This window comes from Pseudotabrizicola sp. L79 (assembly GCF_036553525.1).
Lineage (GTDB): Bacteria > Pseudomonadota > Alphaproteobacteria > Rhodobacterales > Rhodobacteraceae > Pseudotabrizicola.
Window position 1 is genome coordinate 115,426 of sequence record NZ_JAZHDA010000057.1, and the last position, 15,385, is coordinate 130,810.

The following is a 15,385-nucleotide window of genomic DNA, read 5'->3' on the forward strand; positions in this document are numbered from 1 at the left end:
TTGACCACGTTTGTTGCCTATCGGAAACTTTCGGTCTATTCGTATCCCACAGCATACAGCGCCGCGATGGCAGGCCTTGCGCGCGGCCAAGGGAGGAAGAGCGATGACCGACCGGATCACCATCAACGGGCTGGGCGTGGATGCCCGGCTGAAAGCCTTTGTCGACCAAGAGGCCCTGCCCGGCACCGGGATCACGCCAGAGGCCTTTTGGGCCGGCTTTGCCCAGATCCTCACCGATCTGACGCCAAAGAACCGCGCCCTGCTGGCCAAGCGCGACAAGCTGCAGGCCCAGATTGATGCCTGGCACATCGCCAACCGCGGCAAACCGCATGACCATGAGGCTTATAAGGCCTTTCTGGCCGAGATCGGCTATCTGGTGCCCGAAGGGGGCGCGTTCGAGATTGAAACCGCCGATACCGACCCCGAGATTGCCACTGTCGCCGGCCCGCAACTGGTGGTGCCGATCACCAATGCCCGTTATGCGCTGAACGCCGCCAATGCGCGCTGGGGCAATCTTTATGACGGGCTTTACGGCACCGATGCCATGGGGTCAGCCCCGCCCAAAGGCGCCTATGACCGGGGCCGCGGCGCCCGCGTTGTGGCCCGCGCCCGCGTGTTTCTGGACGAGGCTTTCCCGCTGGACGGCACCAGCCATGCCGATGTGCGGCGCTATCACATCAGCAAGGGCCAGCTTCTGGCTGATGACCTGCCGCTGAAAGACCCGGCCAAATTCGTGGGCTATCGCGGCCATCCCATGGCCCCCGAGACGATCTTGCTGAAAAACAATGGCCTGCATGTCGAACTGGCGTTCGACCGCACCCATCCGATTGGCGCGCGCGATCAGGCCGGGCTGGCCGCGGTGCATCTGGAAAGCGCGCTGTCGGCGATCATGGATTGCGAAGACAGCGTGGCCTGCGTCGATGGCGAGGACAAGGTTCTGGCCTATCGCAACTGGCTGGGCCTGATGAAGGGCGATCTGGTCGAAAGCTTTGACAAGGGCGGCAAGACCGTGACCCGCGCGCTGTCGGGCGACCGCAGCTATACCACCCCCGATGGCAACGGCACTGTCACCGTCAAGGGCCGCGCCCTGCTGTTGGTGCGCAATGTGGGCCATCTGATGACCAACCCCGCGATCCTTGATGCCCAGGGGCATGAGGTGTTCGAGGGCCTGATGGATGCGATGATCACCACGCTGATCGCCCGGCACGACCTGCAAAAGACCGCAGGTCCGCGCAACAGCACCCAAGGCTCGGTCTATGTCGTCAAACCCAAGATGCACGGCCCCGAAGAAGTGGCCTTTGCCGATGAGATCTTTACCCGCGTCGAAGCCGCCCTTGGCCTGCCGAGGAACACGGTCAAGCTGGGCGTGATGGATGAAGAACGCCGCACATCGGTGAACCTCAAGGAATGCATCCGCGCCGCCAAGGCCCGCGTCTGCTTTATCAACACCGGCTTTCTTGACCGCACCGGCGATGAAATCCACACCTCGATGGAAGCAGGCCCCTTCAGCCGCAAGGATTTCATCAAGCGCAAGGGCTGGATCACGGCTTATGAAAACCAGAACGTCGATATCGGGCTGGAATGCGGCTTTTCGGGCCGGGCCCAGATCGGCAAGGGCATGTGGGCCGCGCCTGATCTGATGGCGGCGATGCTGGAACAAAAGGTCGATCACCCGAAACAGGGCGCCAACTGCGCCTGGGTGCCCTCGCCCACCGCCGCCACCCTGCATGCGCTGCATTACCACCGCATCGACGTGTTCGCCGTTCAGGCCAAGCTGAAAAAGGGCGGCCGCCGTGCCTATGTCGACTCGATCCTGGATGTGCCCCTGGCCAGCTATCGCAAATGGACACCCGAACAGATCCTGGCCGAGGTTGAAAACAACGCCCAAGGCATTCTGGGCTATGTCGTGCGCTGGGTCGATCAGGGCGTGGGCTGCTCCAAGGTGCCAGACATCAATGATGTCGGCCTGATGGAAGACCGCGCCACCTGCCGCATCTCCTCGCAGCATATTGCCAACTGGCTGCACCACGGCATCGTGGGCGAGCAAGAGGTGATGGCCACAATGAAGAAGATGGCCGAGGTGGTTGACCGCCAGAATGCGGGCGATCCGGCCTATGAACCGATGGCACCGGCCTTTGATGGCGTGGCCTTCAAGGCTGCCTGCGATCTGGTGATCCGGGGCCGCGAACAGCCCTCGGGCTATACCGAACCGGTGCTGCATGCCCGCCGTCTGGAAAAGAAAGCCCAACTGTCAAAGGTCGCCGCAAAATGAGCATTACCCTTCGCAAGGCCCGCAAGATCATTTCCACCGCCCTCGCCAAGGGGCAGGAACTGGGCATGAAGCCGCTGTCGGTTGTCGTTGTCGATGCCGGCGGCCACACCATCGCCTTTGAACGGCAGGACGGGGCGGCCGTGGGCCGCTATGCGCTGGCCCATGGCAAGGCCAATGCCTGCGTGATGATGGGCCTGCCCGGCAGTGCCATCCATGCCCGTGCCGAAACGCAGGCCTATTTCGTGCAGGCCATGAACGGCATCTATGGCGGCGATTTCGTGCCGGTCAAAGGCGGCGTTCTGGTGCAGGATGCCAAGGGCAATACGCTGGGGGCCGTGGGTGTTACGGGCGACACGTCGGATAATGACGCCCTCGCCGCCATCGCCGGGATCGAGGCCGCAGGCCTTGTGCCCAATGCCTGATCTGGGGGGGCCGCGCATGACACCGCAAACCGTGCCGCAGGCCACGTTTCACACCCGCGTGCGCAACGATGCCTTGGGCGGCCCCAACCCCTATGAATGGCGGGCCGTCACCAGCGACGATCTGTTCGCAGGCCGCCGGGTGGTGCTGTTCGCCCTGCCCGGCGCCTTTACCCCGGCCTGTTCCGACAGCCACCTGCCGGGCTATGAAGCCGCGATGGATGATTTCGCGGCCCTTGGCGTGGATGAGGTGATCTGCCTTTCGGTCAACGATGCCTTTGTGATGTTCCAATGGGCCAAGTCCCAGGGCATCACGCGGCTGCGGATGCTGCCCGATGGCAATGGCGAATTCACCCGCAAGATGGGGATGCTGGTGGATCGGTCGGCCACGGGCATGGGGATGCGCTCATGGCGCTATTCGATGCTGGTCGAAGATCGGCAGATCACGGCCCTGTTTGCCGAACCGGGCTTTGGCGACAATCCGCCCGGCGTGCCGGTGCAGGTCTCGGATGCCGCCACCATGCTGGCCCATCTGCGCGCCCGCTAGGCAAATCGCCGATCAAAGCCCCGCCTTGCAACCCAGCCCCGCCCGCGGCGCGCGGGGCTTTGGCCGCTTTGCGCTGTGGTGACGGCTGTGACCACAGATGTGGCACGCAAAAACCACGCCTATCCCACGCAAAACCCACGGCAGCGGGGGGGGGGCGTCAGCCAAGGTCCAGCGCGATGGCATGCACGCGGGTGTTGATATCCCCCAGCGCCGCAAGCACCGCCCGGTGACGCTGCACCCGGCCCAATTCGGCCAGATCGGGGCTGCGAATTTTGATGCGAAAGTGGCTTTCACCGCTGCCATCATCGCCCGAATGGCCCGCGTGTTTGTAGCTTTCGTTTTCAATTTCAAGCAGTTGCACCGAAAACGCCTGACGCAGCCGCGCCTCCATCTCATCCTTCACGGGCATTTTTATCATCCTCCCCTTTCACCTTCTCGGCCAAATCCCTAAACTGTAGCGCCCGAGTCGGAAAGCCAGGGAAAGGCCCCCTTCATGGTTACCAAACCCCCGTTTGACTTTGACATGCGTGTCTCTGCGGACAAAAAGAAGAAAAAGACAAATCGCCGTGGCTTTTCAGGGGCTTACGACACCTCTACCCGGTCGTGCGAATACCCCGGATGCAGCGAGCACGGCCAATACAGGGCCCCCAAAAGCCCTGATTTGCTGGATGAATTCTTCTGGTTCTGCAAAGATCATATTCGCGAATACAATCTGAAATGGAACTTCTTCGAAGGCACCACGGATGATGAATTCCAGAAGTTTCTGGACAAGGACCGCCTTTGGGGCCGCGAGACAAAACCCTTTTCGCGTCAAGGGGATGGCAATGCATGGGCCCGCCTTGGGGTGGATGATCCGATGGAATTGCTGGGCGAAAAAGCCACCCAGAACCCCGGCCGCGTCGCAGCCCTCGCCACCCGCAAACTGCCCTCGACCGAACGCAAGGCGCTGGAAATCCTTGATTGCCGCGACACCATGTCGAAAACCGAAATCCGCAAGGCTTACAAGGGTTTGATCAAGGTTCTTCACCCCGACATGAACGGCGGCGACCGCACGCATGAAGAACAATTGCAAGAGGTGGTCTGGGCCTGGGATCAGTTGAAGGACAGCCGTTTTTTCAAGGAATGACTGCCCTTCAAAGGCTTAGGCAGGTTTGAACACCAAAGCCGCCCCATTCATGCAATAGCGTTTGCCCGTGGGCTTTGGCCCGTCACTGAACACATGGCCAAAATGCCCGCCACATCTGCGGCAATGCACCTCAGTGCGGGTGACAAACAGGCTGTTGTCGGATTTGGTGCCAATCGCATTCGGCAAGGGCTGCCAGAAACTGGGCCACCCGGTTCCGCTGTCATATTTGTGGTCTGACGAAAACACGGCCAGATCGCATCCGGCACAGTGAAAGGTGCCCTTGCGCTTTTCACGGTCCAGCGGGCTGGTGCCCGCGCGCTCGGTCTTTTCCTGACGCAAGACCGCAAATTGCATATCTGTCAGGCGCTTGCGCCATTCCGCCTCGGTCAGCGTCACCTCAAACGTGCCCTCAGCCCCGGCCCTGCGCCCCAGTGCCGACGCCGCCACCAGACTGGCAAGCCCGCCCCAGACAAAAGCCCTGCGTTCCATGATCTGCTCCTCATCAAAGGTTGGTCTTGCCTTGCATTACGCTGGCACAGGGCAAAAGGTTTCACCAGGCGGCAAAGGTTGTTTCGGATACAGCCCTTCCCCTTGCACCCCCCCGTGATATGTTCCACAACTCACGGGTTGATGAGGCCCTTTGGGGCAAGGATGGATGACGACGATGCTGGATCACGCGATGAAACCGACCGAAGAAATCTCTGTGCGCGATGTGTTCGGCATTGATACCGACATGAAGGTCAAGGGCTTCGCCGAGCGGACAGAACGCGTGCCCGAAATCGACCCCACCTACAAATTCGACCCCGACACCACCTTGGCCATTCTGGCAGGCTTTGCCTATAACCGCCGGGTGATGATCCAGGGCTATCACGGCACCGGAAAATCGACCCATATCGAACAGGTGGCCGCCCGCCTGAACTGGCCCTGTGTGCGCGTCAACCTTGACAGCCACATCAGCCGGATCGACCTGATCGGCAAGGATGCCATCAAGCTGCGCGATGGCAAGCAAGTGACTGAATTTCAGGAAGGCATCCTGCCTTGGGCCCTGCGCAACCCCTGCGCCATCGTGTTTGACGAATATGATGCCGGCCGCGCCGATGTGATGTTTGTCATCCAGCGCGTGCTGGAACATGATGGCAAGCTGACATTGATGGACCAGAACGAGGTCATCGCCCCGCATCCGTCGTTCCGGCTGTTTGCCACGGCAAACACGGTGGGCCTTGGTGATACCACCGGCCTGTATCACGGCACCCAGCAGATCAACCAGGCCCAGATGGACCGCTGGTCGCTGGTCGCCACGCTGAACTATCTGTCGCATGATGCCGAGGCGGCGATCGTTCTGGCCAAGAACCCCCATTACAACACCGAAAAAGGCCGCAAGGTGATCAACCAGATGGTCACCGTGGCCGATCTGACGCGCACGGCCTTTATGAACGGTGATCTCTCCACGGTCATGAGTCCGCGCACCGTGCTGAACTGGGCCCAGAATGCCGAGATTTTCCGCAATGTCGGCTATGCGTTCCGGCTTAGCTTTCTGAACAAATGCGACGAGTTGGAGCGCCAGACCGTGGCCGAATTCTACCAGCGCTGCTTTGCCGAGGAATTGCCCGAGTCAGCGGCCAGCATGGCGATGAGATAAGCGCAGGCGGGGCATGCCCCGCCGCTGCTGCCACAATGGCGGGCGATGCTGCCCGCCCGACCGGGGCGAGACATGACAAAACCCACCGACAACCCCGCTGATCCGTTCAAAAAGGCCCTTGCCGAGGCCACCAAGACCATGGCCAACGATCCCGAGATGACGGTGTCATACTCGGTCGATCCGCCGGGGATGAACCGCGAAGGCGTGCGTCTGCCACAGGTCAGCCGCCGCATGACGCGGGACGAAGTGCTGCTGGCGCGTGGCACGGCCGATGCCTTTGCGCTGCGCCGCAAGTTCCACAACGAGGCCACGCACAACCGCTATGCCCCAAGCGGCCAATTGGCGCGTGACATCTATGAGGCGATGGAAACCGCGCGCTGCGAAGCCGTCGGTGCCCGCGAGATGCCGGGAACGGCGGGCAATATCGACGCCAAGATCGGGCATGAGGCCGACCGCAAAGGCTATGGTCAGATCACCAGCACGCAAGATGCGCCTTTGCCGGTGGCTGCGGGCTATCTGGTGCGGCATCTGGCGACGGGGCGTGATCTGCCTGCCAGTGCGGCCAATGTCATGAACCTGTGGCGCGGCTTTATCGAGGAACAGGCCAGCGACACGCTGGAAAATATCGACCATGTTCTGGCCGATCAGGCCGCCTTTGCCCGTCTGGCCCGCAAGGTGATTGCGGATCTGGGCTATGGGGATCAGTTGGGCGATGACCCGGATGCGCCGGATGAAGACGATCTGAACGACGAAGCGCAGGAAGACCAGCAAGAGCCGGAAAGCAACGGCGACGATCAGTCGGATCAGGACGAGGCCGAGGCCAGCCCCGAACAAAGCCAAGAGCAGCAGCAGGACCAAAGTCAGGCGCAGGTCTCGATGGATGACAGCGCCGATATGGAACAGGGCGACGAGCAGGAGATGCCCGAAGGCGAGGCCCCGCTGGAGCCGCCGCCCGCTGCCCCGCATTCGGCGGCCGACCCGAATTACACGGTTTACACGACCGAATTTGACGAAGAGATCCGCGCCGAGGATCTGGCCGAACCGGCAGAGTTGGACCGGCTGCGCGCCTATCTGGACCAGCAGCTTGATCCGCTGAAAGGTGCCGTCAGCCGGCTGGCCAACAAGTTGCAACGCCGCCTGCAGGCCCAGCAGAACCGCAGCTGGCTGTTCGATCTGGAGGAAGGCACGCTGGATGCGGGCCGCCTGGCGCGCGTGGTGGCCAACCCGACCACCCCGCTGTCGTTCAAGCAGGAAAAGGATACCGAATTCCGCGACACCTGCGTGACGCTGCTGCTGGACAATTCCGGTTCGATGCGCGGGCGGCCGATTTCGATTGCGGCCATCTGCGCCGATGTTCTGGCCCGCACGCTGGAGCGTTGCAGCGTCAAGGTCGAGATCCTGGGCTTTACCACCCGCGCCTGGAAAGGCGGCCAGAACCGCGAACGCTGGCTGGCGCAGGGCCGCCCCCAGCAACCGGGCCGGCTGAACGATCTGCGGCATATCATCTATAAATCCGCCGATGCGCCTTGGCGGCGGGCACGGCCCAATCTGGGGCTGATGATGAAAGAAGGCCTGCTGAAGGAAAACATCGACGGCGAGGCGCTGGAATGGGCGCATCGGCGCATGCTGGCCCGGCCCGAGGCGCGAAAGATCCTGATGGTGATTTCCGATGGCGCACCGGTGGACGATTCGACCCTGTCGGTGAACCCCGCGAATTTCCTGGAAAAGCATCTGCGCGATGTGATTGCCATGGTCGAACGCAAAAAGGCGGTCGAGCTGATCGCCATCGGCATCGGCCATGACGTGACCCGCTATTACCAGCGCGCCGTGACCATCACCGATGTCGAGCAACTGGCCGGGGCGATGACCGAACAGCTGGCCGGGCTGTTTGACAGCGATCCGCGCAAGCGCGCCCGTGTTCTGGGCATGCGCAAGGTGGGGTAAGACAGAAGGGGGGCTGTCTGCCCCCCCTGGGCCTGCGGCCCATTCACCCCCGAGGATATTTTTGAACAGATGAAGGGGCCAAGTGATGTTCCAAAGCTTTGACAGCCATGCCAATCCGGCGCAGGGCGGCCCCCGTCTGGCAGCGCTGCGCGCGCGACTGGCCCAAGCGGGCTTGGCGGGGTTCATCGTGCCGCGCGCCGATGCGCATCAGGGCGAATATGTGGCCGCCCGGGATGAGCGGTTGCAATGGCTGACCGGCTTTACCGGTTCGGCCGGGTTTTGCATCGTGTTGCCGGATGTGGCGGGGGTGTTTATCGACGGGCGCTATCGGGTGCAGGTCAAGGCGCAGGTCGATCTGGCCCATTACACGCCGGTGCCCTGGCCCGAGATCAAGCCCGGCGCGTGGCTGCGCGATCATCTGGCGGCGGGCGAGGTTGGTTTTGACCCCTGGCTGCACAGTGCCGAGGAAATTGAAAAGCTTGAGGAAACCTTGGCCGGATCGGGTGTCACCTTGCGGGCCTGTGCGAATATGGTTGATGCCATCTGGGCGGACCAGCCCGCCGCGCCCTTGGGCCGTGCCTTTGCGCATGGCGATGATCTGGCCGGCGAAACCAGCGAGTCCAAGCGGCAGCGGCTGGCCGAAGCGCTGCGCCGGGCCGGGCAACGGGCCGCGGTAATCACCCTGCCGGATTCGCTGTGCTGGCTGTTGAACATCCGGGGGGCCGATGTGCCGCGCAACCCGGTGCTGCAGGGCTTTGCCGTGCTGCACGATGATGCGCGCGTGACGCTGTTTACCGATGCGGCCAAGCTGGATGATGCCGTCAGGGCGCATCTGGGGGCCCATGTCACGCAGCGCCCGCCTGCGGCCTTTGTACCAGCCCTGCGCAGCCTGCCTGGCCCGGTGCGGGTGGACAAGGGCACCGCCCCTTTGGCTGTCAGCCGTGAGTTGGAGGAGGCTGGCGTGCCGCTGGTCTGGGGGGACGACCCCTGCCGTTTGCCCAAGGCCTGCAAGACCGCCGGGGAATTGGCCGGCATGCGCGAGGCGCATTTGCGCGACGGGGCCGCGATGGTCGAGTTTCTGTGCTGGCTAGAGGCCAAGGCCCCCGGCACCCTGACTGAAATCGATGTGGTGACAGCGCTGGAAGGCTTTCGCCGCGCCACCAATGCCCTGCATGACATCAGCTTTGACACGATCTGCGGATCCGGCCCGAATGGGGCGATCATGCACTACCGCGTGACGCAAGAGACGAACCGGGCGCTGCACAAGGATGAATTGTTGCTGGTTGATTCCGGGGCGCAATATCGCGATGGCACCACCGACATCACCCGCACTGTAGCACTTGGCGATCCGGGCGATGAGGCGCGGGCCTGCTATACCCGTGTGTTGCAGGGGATGATCGCCATTTCGCGCGTGCGTTTCCCAAAGGGCCTTGCGGGGCGCGACCTTGACCCCTTGGCCCGCTTTCCGCTGTGGGTTGCGGGGCAGGATTTCGATCATGGCACCGGGCATGGGGTTGGGGCCTTTCTTTCGGTGCATGAGGGGCCGCAGCGGCTGAGCCGGGTGTCAGAGGTGCCGTTGCAGGCGGGGATGATCCTGTCGAACGAGCCGGGTTACTACCGCGAAGGGGCCTTTGGCATTCGGTTGGAAAACCTGATCGCGGTCGAAGAGGCCCCGGCCTTGGGGGACAATCGCGCGCAATTTGCCTTTGAAACCCTGACCTTTGTGCCCTTTGACCGCCGCCTGATCCTGACAGATCTGCTGTCGCCGGATGAGAGGGCATGGCTGGATGCCTATCATGCCAGTGTCTGGGACAAGCTGGCCGCGCGCGTCGGCGATGCGGCGCGCGACTGGCTTGGGGCAGCCTGCCAGCCGCTTTAAGCGGGCTGCGTCAAGCGGATTGGGCAGCCGTCAGGCGGATGCGTTCGACCATGGCGCGCAGCCCGTTCGAGCGTTGCGAAGACAGATGCTCGTTCAACCCAAGACGCGCCAATTCGGCGGGCGCGTCGATCTGGGCCACATCGGCCACCGGCACACCGGCATAAAGCGCGTGCAAGACAGCGATCAGGCCACGCACGATCATTGCGTCGGAATCACCTTCGAATTCAAAATTGCCCGCCGAAATGCTGGGCCGCAGCCAGACCTGAGAGGCGCAGCCGTCAACCTTGTAGGCAGGCACCTTGAAGCTGTCGTCCAGCGCCGGCATGGCTTTGCCCATGTCGATCACATGGCGATAGCGGTCCTCCCAGTCGTCCAGGAAGGCAAAGGTTTCGACGAGTTCTTCAAAGGCTTCGTTGGCCATGGTGCGTTTTCCTTGTCTTGCCATGCAGGTAATGCGCCGAAAGCCACAGGTCCACCCCCATCGCGGCCTTTTCAAAGACCGCTTCATCGGATACCCAAGGGGAAATCAGGATGGATGCCCCGATGACACGTTCGCTTTCGGTTGCCCTTGCCACGCTTTTGGTTCTGGTCAGTTGCGGTTCGGTTCGCGACTCGCGGTTGAACCCGTTCAACTGGTTTGGCCCGTCAGAGCCGACCGAGGCCTTTGTGAACCCCGCAACGGCACAAGACCCGCGCTTTCTGGTCGAAGATGTCGTGTCGATGACGATCGAGCCCTATTCGGGCGGTGTCATTGTGCGGGCCAAAGGGATCACCCCGACCCAAGGCTGGTGGGATGCCGAACTGGTGGAAACGGAAACCGACGATCCGACCCATCTGGTGCTGGAATTCCGGCTGCTGGCCCCGCTGACCGAAACCGGCGTGAACACGCCCCGCTCTCGTGAAGTGGTGGTGGCCAAGACCCTGTCTGTGCAACGGCTTGAGGTGATTTCCAAGATCACGGTGCAGGGCGCAAAGAATGCCCGCACCAGCAGTGCGCGGCGCTAAGCGCCTGGCCTACAACCGCACCACCCGCACTTCTGATCCTTTGGCCGACAGGGCAATCTCGCCCCGGCACAGGCGCAAGGCATCTTCGCCGAATGCCTCATGGCGCCAGCCATTCAGGGCATCCACTTCCCGCTGTCCGGCAGCGATGGCATCCAGATCACTGGACGAGGCAATCAGGCGCGGCGCCACGCCAAGGCTTTCCGACTTGGCCTTGAGCAGCACGCGCAACAGATCGGCCAGGGCCGGGTTCACCTGCAACTGTTCCTTGCTGCTGTCCACGCGCGGCATGTCTTCGGGCCGCGTTTCCATACCGGCCTTGATCGCGGCCAGAATACCTTCGGCGATCTCGGGTTTGCGGCCCTCGCGCATCAGCAGCCGCGACCGCCCCAATTCTTCGGTGGATTGCGGCCGGGTCGAGGCCAGTTCCAGCAGGGCATCATCCTTCATCACGCGGCTGCGCGGCACGTTGTTGCGCTGCGCATAATCTTCGCGAAACTGTGCCAGTTCCTTGACCAGCGCCAGAAACCGCCCCGAGGTGGTGCGGGTCTTGATGCGCTGCCACGCCTCTACCGGGCGGACGGTATAGGTTTCGGGGTCGGTCAGAACCCCCAATTCCTCGGCCACCCAGCGGGCGCGGCCATTCTTTTCCAACTGCGCGGCCAGCCATTCATAGATCACCCGCAGATGGGTGACATCGGCCAACGCATATTCCTTTTGCGCATTTGACAGCGGGCGGCGCGACCAATCGGTAAAGCGGCTGGTCTTGTCCAGATTTTCCTTGGCAATCTTGCGGACCAGCGTTTCATAGCCGACCTGTTCGCCAAAGCCGCAGACCATGGCGGCAATCTGGGTATCGAACAGCGGGTCGGGAAAGACATTGCCCTCGACAAAGAAGATCTCAAGATCCTGCCGGGCCGCGTGGAACACCTTGACCGTCCCCTTGTGGCGGAACAGGTCGTAAAGCGGCTCCAGGCTCATGCCCTCGCCCTCGATCGGGTCGATCAAGACCGCCTCGCCGGTCTTGCCCGGCAGTGCCATCTGGATCAGGCACAGCTTGGACCAATAGGTGCGCTCGCGCAGAAACTCGGTGTCGATGGTGACATAGGGGGCGGCTTTGGCAGCCTGACAAAAGGCGGCAAGGTCTTCGGTCGTGGTGATCGTACGCATGGGCATCTTTGGCGGCATCCTTGTCGGCATCGCAGGCCGGAGCGCGGGGGCATCCCGCATCACTACCGCTATATGGGCCAAAACGCCGAAAGGGAAGGAAATTTGCCCCTTTCGCTTTCCCACGGGGCCATCTGGGCCTATCTTTGCGGGGAATGTGCGATGCAAGGAAGATGACATGCGCCCCTTGTGGCTGGGTTTGGGATTGGCATCTGTCGCCGTGGGATTGGCCGGGGTTGTGCTGCCCCTGGTGCCAACCACACCGATGATGATCCTTGCCGCGGCCTGTTTTGCCAAATCATCGCCACGCCTGCATGACTGGCTGTGGCGCCACCCGGTCTTTGGCGCTGCGATCCGCAACTGGCGCGAACACGGGGCGATCCCGCGCAAGGCCAAGGTAGCGGCCATTGTCGCCATGGCCGCAGCCTTCGCCCTTAGCCTGTGGCTGGGGGTGGCGCCCCTGGTGCTGGGGATACAGGCCACGGTGCTGTGCGTCATGGGGTTGTGGATCGCCACCCGCCCCTCGGCCCCCGCACAATAACAAAGCGCCCGCTGGCACAAAGGCGGCAAGCCGCACATCAGGCGGACTTTCCCCTGTAATTTGCATAAAAATTGCTGTAATCAAGGCACTGAGCAGCCAGAGGCGTCAATGCCCACCCAGGAATTCTACATTCGCGGCGATCAAATCGCGACCTACAGTTCCCTGTCAACGTCAGGGAATTCGAATGGCGTGAAGATCGTCATGACGGGTGTGCAGCCCTTGGGCGATGAGAACACCTATTATCGCGTGGTCGTCCGGCAGGTGTCGAGCGGTCAAACCAGCCTGACCAATGGCCAATTCATTGATATCTATGTCTGGCCCGATACAACACCGCCCAGCCCCCCGATTTATTCAAGCCTGAACCCGCAGCATGACCAGTTTCAGGGCCGTGCCTCCTCGGCCGGGCATCAGATCATCACAAACCCGGCGCGCATTCTGATTCAAACCACACCGATCACCGCGGGCACGGTGCAAATTGGGCCGGGCATCGATCCGCCGCGTTCAGAACAACTGCCCTTTTCCAGCTTTCCCGCAACACCCCCCGCCATTCCGTGCTTTGTCGCTGGCACCTTGATCCAAACAGCGCGCGGCGCCGTTCCGGTTGAAACCCTGGGGCCGGGTGACAGATTGCAGACACTGGACAATGGCCTGCAACCCATTCTTTGGGCAGGGCGACGCAAGGTCTGCGGTCTGGCCAGCATGGCCCCCGTGCGGATTTCGTCGGGCACTCTGGGCAACCGGCGCAAATTGCTTGTCTCTCCGCAGCATCGCATGCTGGTGACCGGGGCCATGGCGCAACTGACCTGTGGCGAACCCGAAGTCTTTGCCACCGCCGCGCATCTGGTGAATGGAACCACCGTGCGCAGGGTGCGCCGCCCCTTTGTCACCTATGTTCATCTGCTGTGCGAAAACCATCAGGTGATCCTGGCCGAAGGATCTGCCAGCGAAAGCCTGTTTCCCGGCGGCCTTGCCATGCAAGCCTTTGACCGGCAGGCACGCCATGAGATCACGCGCCTGTTTCCCGATTTGTGCCCCGAGCGCGGCACCGGTCTGGGGCTTGCCCGCCCCATGATGCCAAAACCCGCAGCGGGACTTGTGCTTGCCTGATCGTCAGCCCAACTGCAAAAGGCTGCGGTCACCGGCGACAAATCGGCGCAAAACAGCGGGATAAAGGCGGTGTTCTTGCCCCAGAACCCGCGCAGCCAAAGTGTCGGCCGTATCGCCCGCCAACACCGGAACACGCGCCTGGCCCAGAATGGGGCCTGCATCCAGTTCTGCCGTCACCTGATGCACGGTGCAGCCCGCCTGGGTATCACCCGCATCCAGCGCGCGCTGATGGGTGTGCAGGCCCGGATATTTGGGCAGCAGCGACGGGTGAATGTTCAGCATCCGCCCCTCAAACCGGCGAACGAAATCGGGCGTCAGAACGCGCATGAACCCGGCAAGGCACAAAACATCGGGTTGGGCGGCCAGAATGGGCTTTAACAGCTCGGCCTCAAAGCCCGCCCTGTCTTTGCCAAAGCTGCGATGATCCACGGCCGCAACCGGAATGCCAAGGGCAGCAGCCTTGGCCAGCCCCGCAGCCTCTGGGTCATTCGAGGCGACCAGAACCGGGCGGGCAAAGCCCTCGGCCTGCATCGCCTCGACCAGCCGCAGCATGTTCGACCCGCCCCCAGAAATCAGGAGCGCGACACGAGTCACAGCAGCCGACCCTTATAGACCACATCCCCCTGCCCTTCGATGATGCGGCCCAGATGCACCACATCCTCGCCCGCCTCGGCCAGCACCCCGGCAATCGCCTCGGCCCGGTCGGCGGCCACGACCAGCATCATGCCGATCCCGCAGTTAAAGGTTTTCAGCAATTCCGGCTCGCTCATGCTGGCGGTGGTGGCCAGCCAGCGGAACACTGGCGGCAACTCCCATGCGCCAAGGTCGATCTCGCAGGCCAAGCCTTCGCTTAGTACCCGCGGCGGGTTTTCGGTGATGCCGCCACCTGTGATATGGGCCAGACCATGCACCCCACCCGCCCGCACAGCGGCAAGGGCCTGCTTGACATAAAGCCGGGTCGGCGCAAGCAGCGCCTCGCCCAGGCTGCCCGCACCAAAGGGCGAGGCCGCATCCCAGCCAAGGCCCGACATCTCTACCACCTTGCGCACAAAGGAATAGCCGTTGGAATGCACGCCCGATGACTTCAGCCCCAGCAGCACATCGCCCACCTGCACGCCGCGCGGCAAGTCTTGCCCCCGCTCCATCGCGCCAACCGCAAACCCTGCAAGATCGAAATCACCCTTGTGATACATGCCCGGCATTTCGGCCGTCTCGCCGCCGATCAAGGCGCATCCCGATTGGGCACAGCCCTCGGCAATGCCTTCGACGATGCGCGTGGCCTGATCGACATCCAGCTTGCCCGTGGCAAAATAATCGAGGAAAAACAGAGGTTCGGCCCCCTGACACACCAGGTCGTTGACACACATGGCCACCAGATCGATGCCGATTGTATCGACCACCCCGGTGTCGATCGCGATGCGCAACTTGGTGCCCACCCCATCGGTCGCCGCCACCAGAACCGGATCTGTGAAACCTGCAGCCTTCAGGTCAAACAAGCCGCCAAAGCCCCCCAAGCCGCCCATCACGCCCGACCGCGAGGTCCGCTTGGCCGCCGGTTTGATGCGTTCGACAAGGGCATTGCCCGCGTCGATATCAACGCCTGCATCGGCATAGGTCAGGCCATTATGGCCCGCGGTTTTACCATCGCTCATCGCCCGTCTCCTGAAAGGACTCTGCCAGTTGCGCCCCCATACGCCTTTCGCCCGCGCGGTGCAACAAAGGCAGGGCATTTTGCACAGACG

The 15,385-nt window shown here is 62.5% G+C and carries 16 protein-coding genes; 10 read left to right on the top strand and 6 right to left on the bottom strand.

The window, feature by feature from the left end; genetic code table 11:
* The first annotated feature begins 103 nt into the window (after positions 1 to 103).
* From V3C85_RS18790 to V3C85_RS18800, 3 genes are read left to right on the top strand one after another with little or no spacing between them, the layout of a single operon-like run.
* Positions 104 to 2,272, top strand: a complete 2,169-nt coding sequence (locus tag V3C85_RS18790) for a malate synthase G (protein WP_331797073.1) — start codon at positions 104 to 106, stop codon at positions 2,270 to 2,272.
* Complete coding sequence (locus tag V3C85_RS18795; RefSeq protein ID WP_331797075.1) at positions 2,269 to 2,694, top strand: GlcG/HbpS family heme-binding protein; 426 nt, start codon at positions 2,269 to 2,271, stop codon at positions 2,692 to 2,694. The genes V3C85_RS18790 and V3C85_RS18795 overlap by 4 nt, the downstream gene beginning before the upstream one ends.
* 16 nt (positions 2,695 to 2,710) lie before the next feature.
* Positions 2,711 to 3,238: a peroxiredoxin gene (locus V3C85_RS18800; RefSeq protein WP_331797076.1), complete on the top strand. Its 528-nt coding sequence runs from the start codon at positions 2,711 to 2,713 to the stop codon at positions 3,236 to 3,238.
* Positions 3,239 to 3,395: 157 nt separating this feature from the next.
* Here V3C85_RS18800 and V3C85_RS18805 read toward each other — a convergent pair whose 3' ends face one another.
* On the bottom strand, positions 3,396 to 3,647 hold the full coding sequence (locus tag V3C85_RS18805) for a BolA family protein (protein WP_331797078.1): 252 nt from the start codon (positions 3,645 to 3,647) through the stop codon (positions 3,396 to 3,398).
* Between the two features lie 84 nt (positions 3,648 to 3,731).
* Here V3C85_RS18805 and V3C85_RS18810 point away from each other — a divergent pair, with 84 nt between their 5' ends.
* On the top strand, positions 3,732 to 4,364 hold the full coding sequence (locus tag V3C85_RS18810) for a DnaJ domain-containing protein (RefSeq protein WP_331797080.1): 633 nt from the start codon (positions 3,732 to 3,734) through the stop codon (positions 4,362 to 4,364).
* Positions 4,365 to 4,379: 15 nt separating this feature from the next.
* Here V3C85_RS18810 and msrB read toward each other — a convergent pair whose 3' ends face one another.
* Positions 4,380 to 4,853 (bottom strand): peptide-methionine (R)-S-oxide reductase MsrB, encoded by a 474-nt coding sequence (msrB, locus tag V3C85_RS18815; protein ID WP_331797081.1) that lies wholly within the window; start codon positions 4,851 to 4,853, stop codon positions 4,380 to 4,382.
* Positions 4,854 to 5,028: 175 nt separating this feature from the next.
* Here msrB and cobS point away from each other — a divergent pair, with 175 nt between their 5' ends.
* From cobS to V3C85_RS18830, 3 genes are all read left to right on the top strand, one after another.
* Positions 5,029 to 6,003, top strand: a complete 975-nt coding sequence (cobS, locus tag V3C85_RS18820; protein ID WP_331797245.1) for a cobaltochelatase subunit CobS — start codon at positions 5,029 to 5,031, stop codon at positions 6,001 to 6,003.
* Positions 6,004 to 6,075: 72 nt separating this feature from the next.
* Positions 6,076 to 7,947, top strand: coding sequence for a cobaltochelatase subunit CobT (gene cobT / locus V3C85_RS18825; protein WP_331797083.1), 1,872 nt, complete (start codon positions 6,076 to 6,078; stop codon positions 7,945 to 7,947).
* 85 nt (positions 7,948 to 8,032) lie between these two features.
* The gene (locus V3C85_RS18830; protein WP_331797084.1) at positions 8,033 to 9,826 is read left to right on the top strand and encodes an aminopeptidase P family protein; all 1,794 of its coding nucleotides are present in this window, start codon (positions 8,033 to 8,035) and stop codon (positions 9,824 to 9,826) included.
* A gap of 10 nt (positions 9,827 to 9,836) precedes the next feature.
* Here V3C85_RS18830 and V3C85_RS18835 read toward each other — a convergent pair whose 3' ends face one another.
* The gene (locus tag V3C85_RS18835; protein ID WP_331797086.1) at positions 9,837 to 10,247 is read right to left on the bottom strand and encodes a SufE family protein; all 411 of its coding nucleotides are present in this window, start codon (positions 10,245 to 10,247) and stop codon (positions 9,837 to 9,839) included.
* A gap of 122 nt (positions 10,248 to 10,369) precedes the next feature.
* Here V3C85_RS18835 and V3C85_RS18840 point away from each other — a divergent pair, with 122 nt between their 5' ends.
* Positions 10,370 to 10,831 (top strand): hypothetical protein, encoded by a 462-nt coding sequence (locus V3C85_RS18840; RefSeq protein ID WP_331797088.1) that lies wholly within the window; start codon positions 10,370 to 10,372, stop codon positions 10,829 to 10,831.
* 9 nt (positions 10,832 to 10,840) lie between these two features.
* Here V3C85_RS18840 and rnd read toward each other — a convergent pair whose 3' ends face one another.
* Positions 10,841 to 11,998 (bottom strand): ribonuclease D, encoded by a 1,158-nt coding sequence (gene rnd / locus V3C85_RS18845; RefSeq protein WP_331797246.1) that lies wholly within the window; start codon positions 11,996 to 11,998, stop codon positions 10,841 to 10,843.
* Between the two features lie 175 nt (positions 11,999 to 12,173).
* Between rnd and V3C85_RS18850 the strand changes: the two genes are divergently transcribed.
* A complete protein-coding gene (locus tag V3C85_RS18850) occupies positions 12,174 to 12,536 on the top strand; it encodes a YbaN family protein (RefSeq protein ID WP_331797089.1) in 363 nt (120 codons plus the stop codon).
* A 108-nt stretch (positions 12,537 to 12,644) separates the two neighbouring features.
* On the top strand, positions 12,645 to 13,643 hold the full coding sequence (locus tag V3C85_RS18855; RefSeq protein ID WP_331797091.1) for a Hint domain-containing protein: 999 nt from the start codon (positions 12,645 to 12,647) through the stop codon (positions 13,641 to 13,643).
* Positions 13,644 to 13,646: 3 nt separating this feature from the next.
* On the opposite strand, the gene purN is transcribed toward V3C85_RS18855, so the two are convergent.
* Positions 13,647 to 14,237 carry a phosphoribosylglycinamide formyltransferase gene (purN, locus tag V3C85_RS18860; protein ID WP_331797093.1) on the bottom strand — a complete coding sequence of 197 codons (591 nt, stop codon included), beginning with the start codon at positions 14,235 to 14,237 and terminating at the stop codon, positions 13,647 to 13,649.
* Positions 14,234 to 15,295: a phosphoribosylformylglycinamidine cyclo-ligase gene (gene purM, locus V3C85_RS18865; protein WP_331797094.1), complete on the bottom strand. Its 1,062-nt coding sequence runs from the start codon at positions 15,293 to 15,295 to the stop codon at positions 14,234 to 14,236. Before purM ends, purN begins: the two co-directional genes overlap by 4 nt.
* Positions 15,296 to 15,385: the final 90 nt, after the last annotated feature.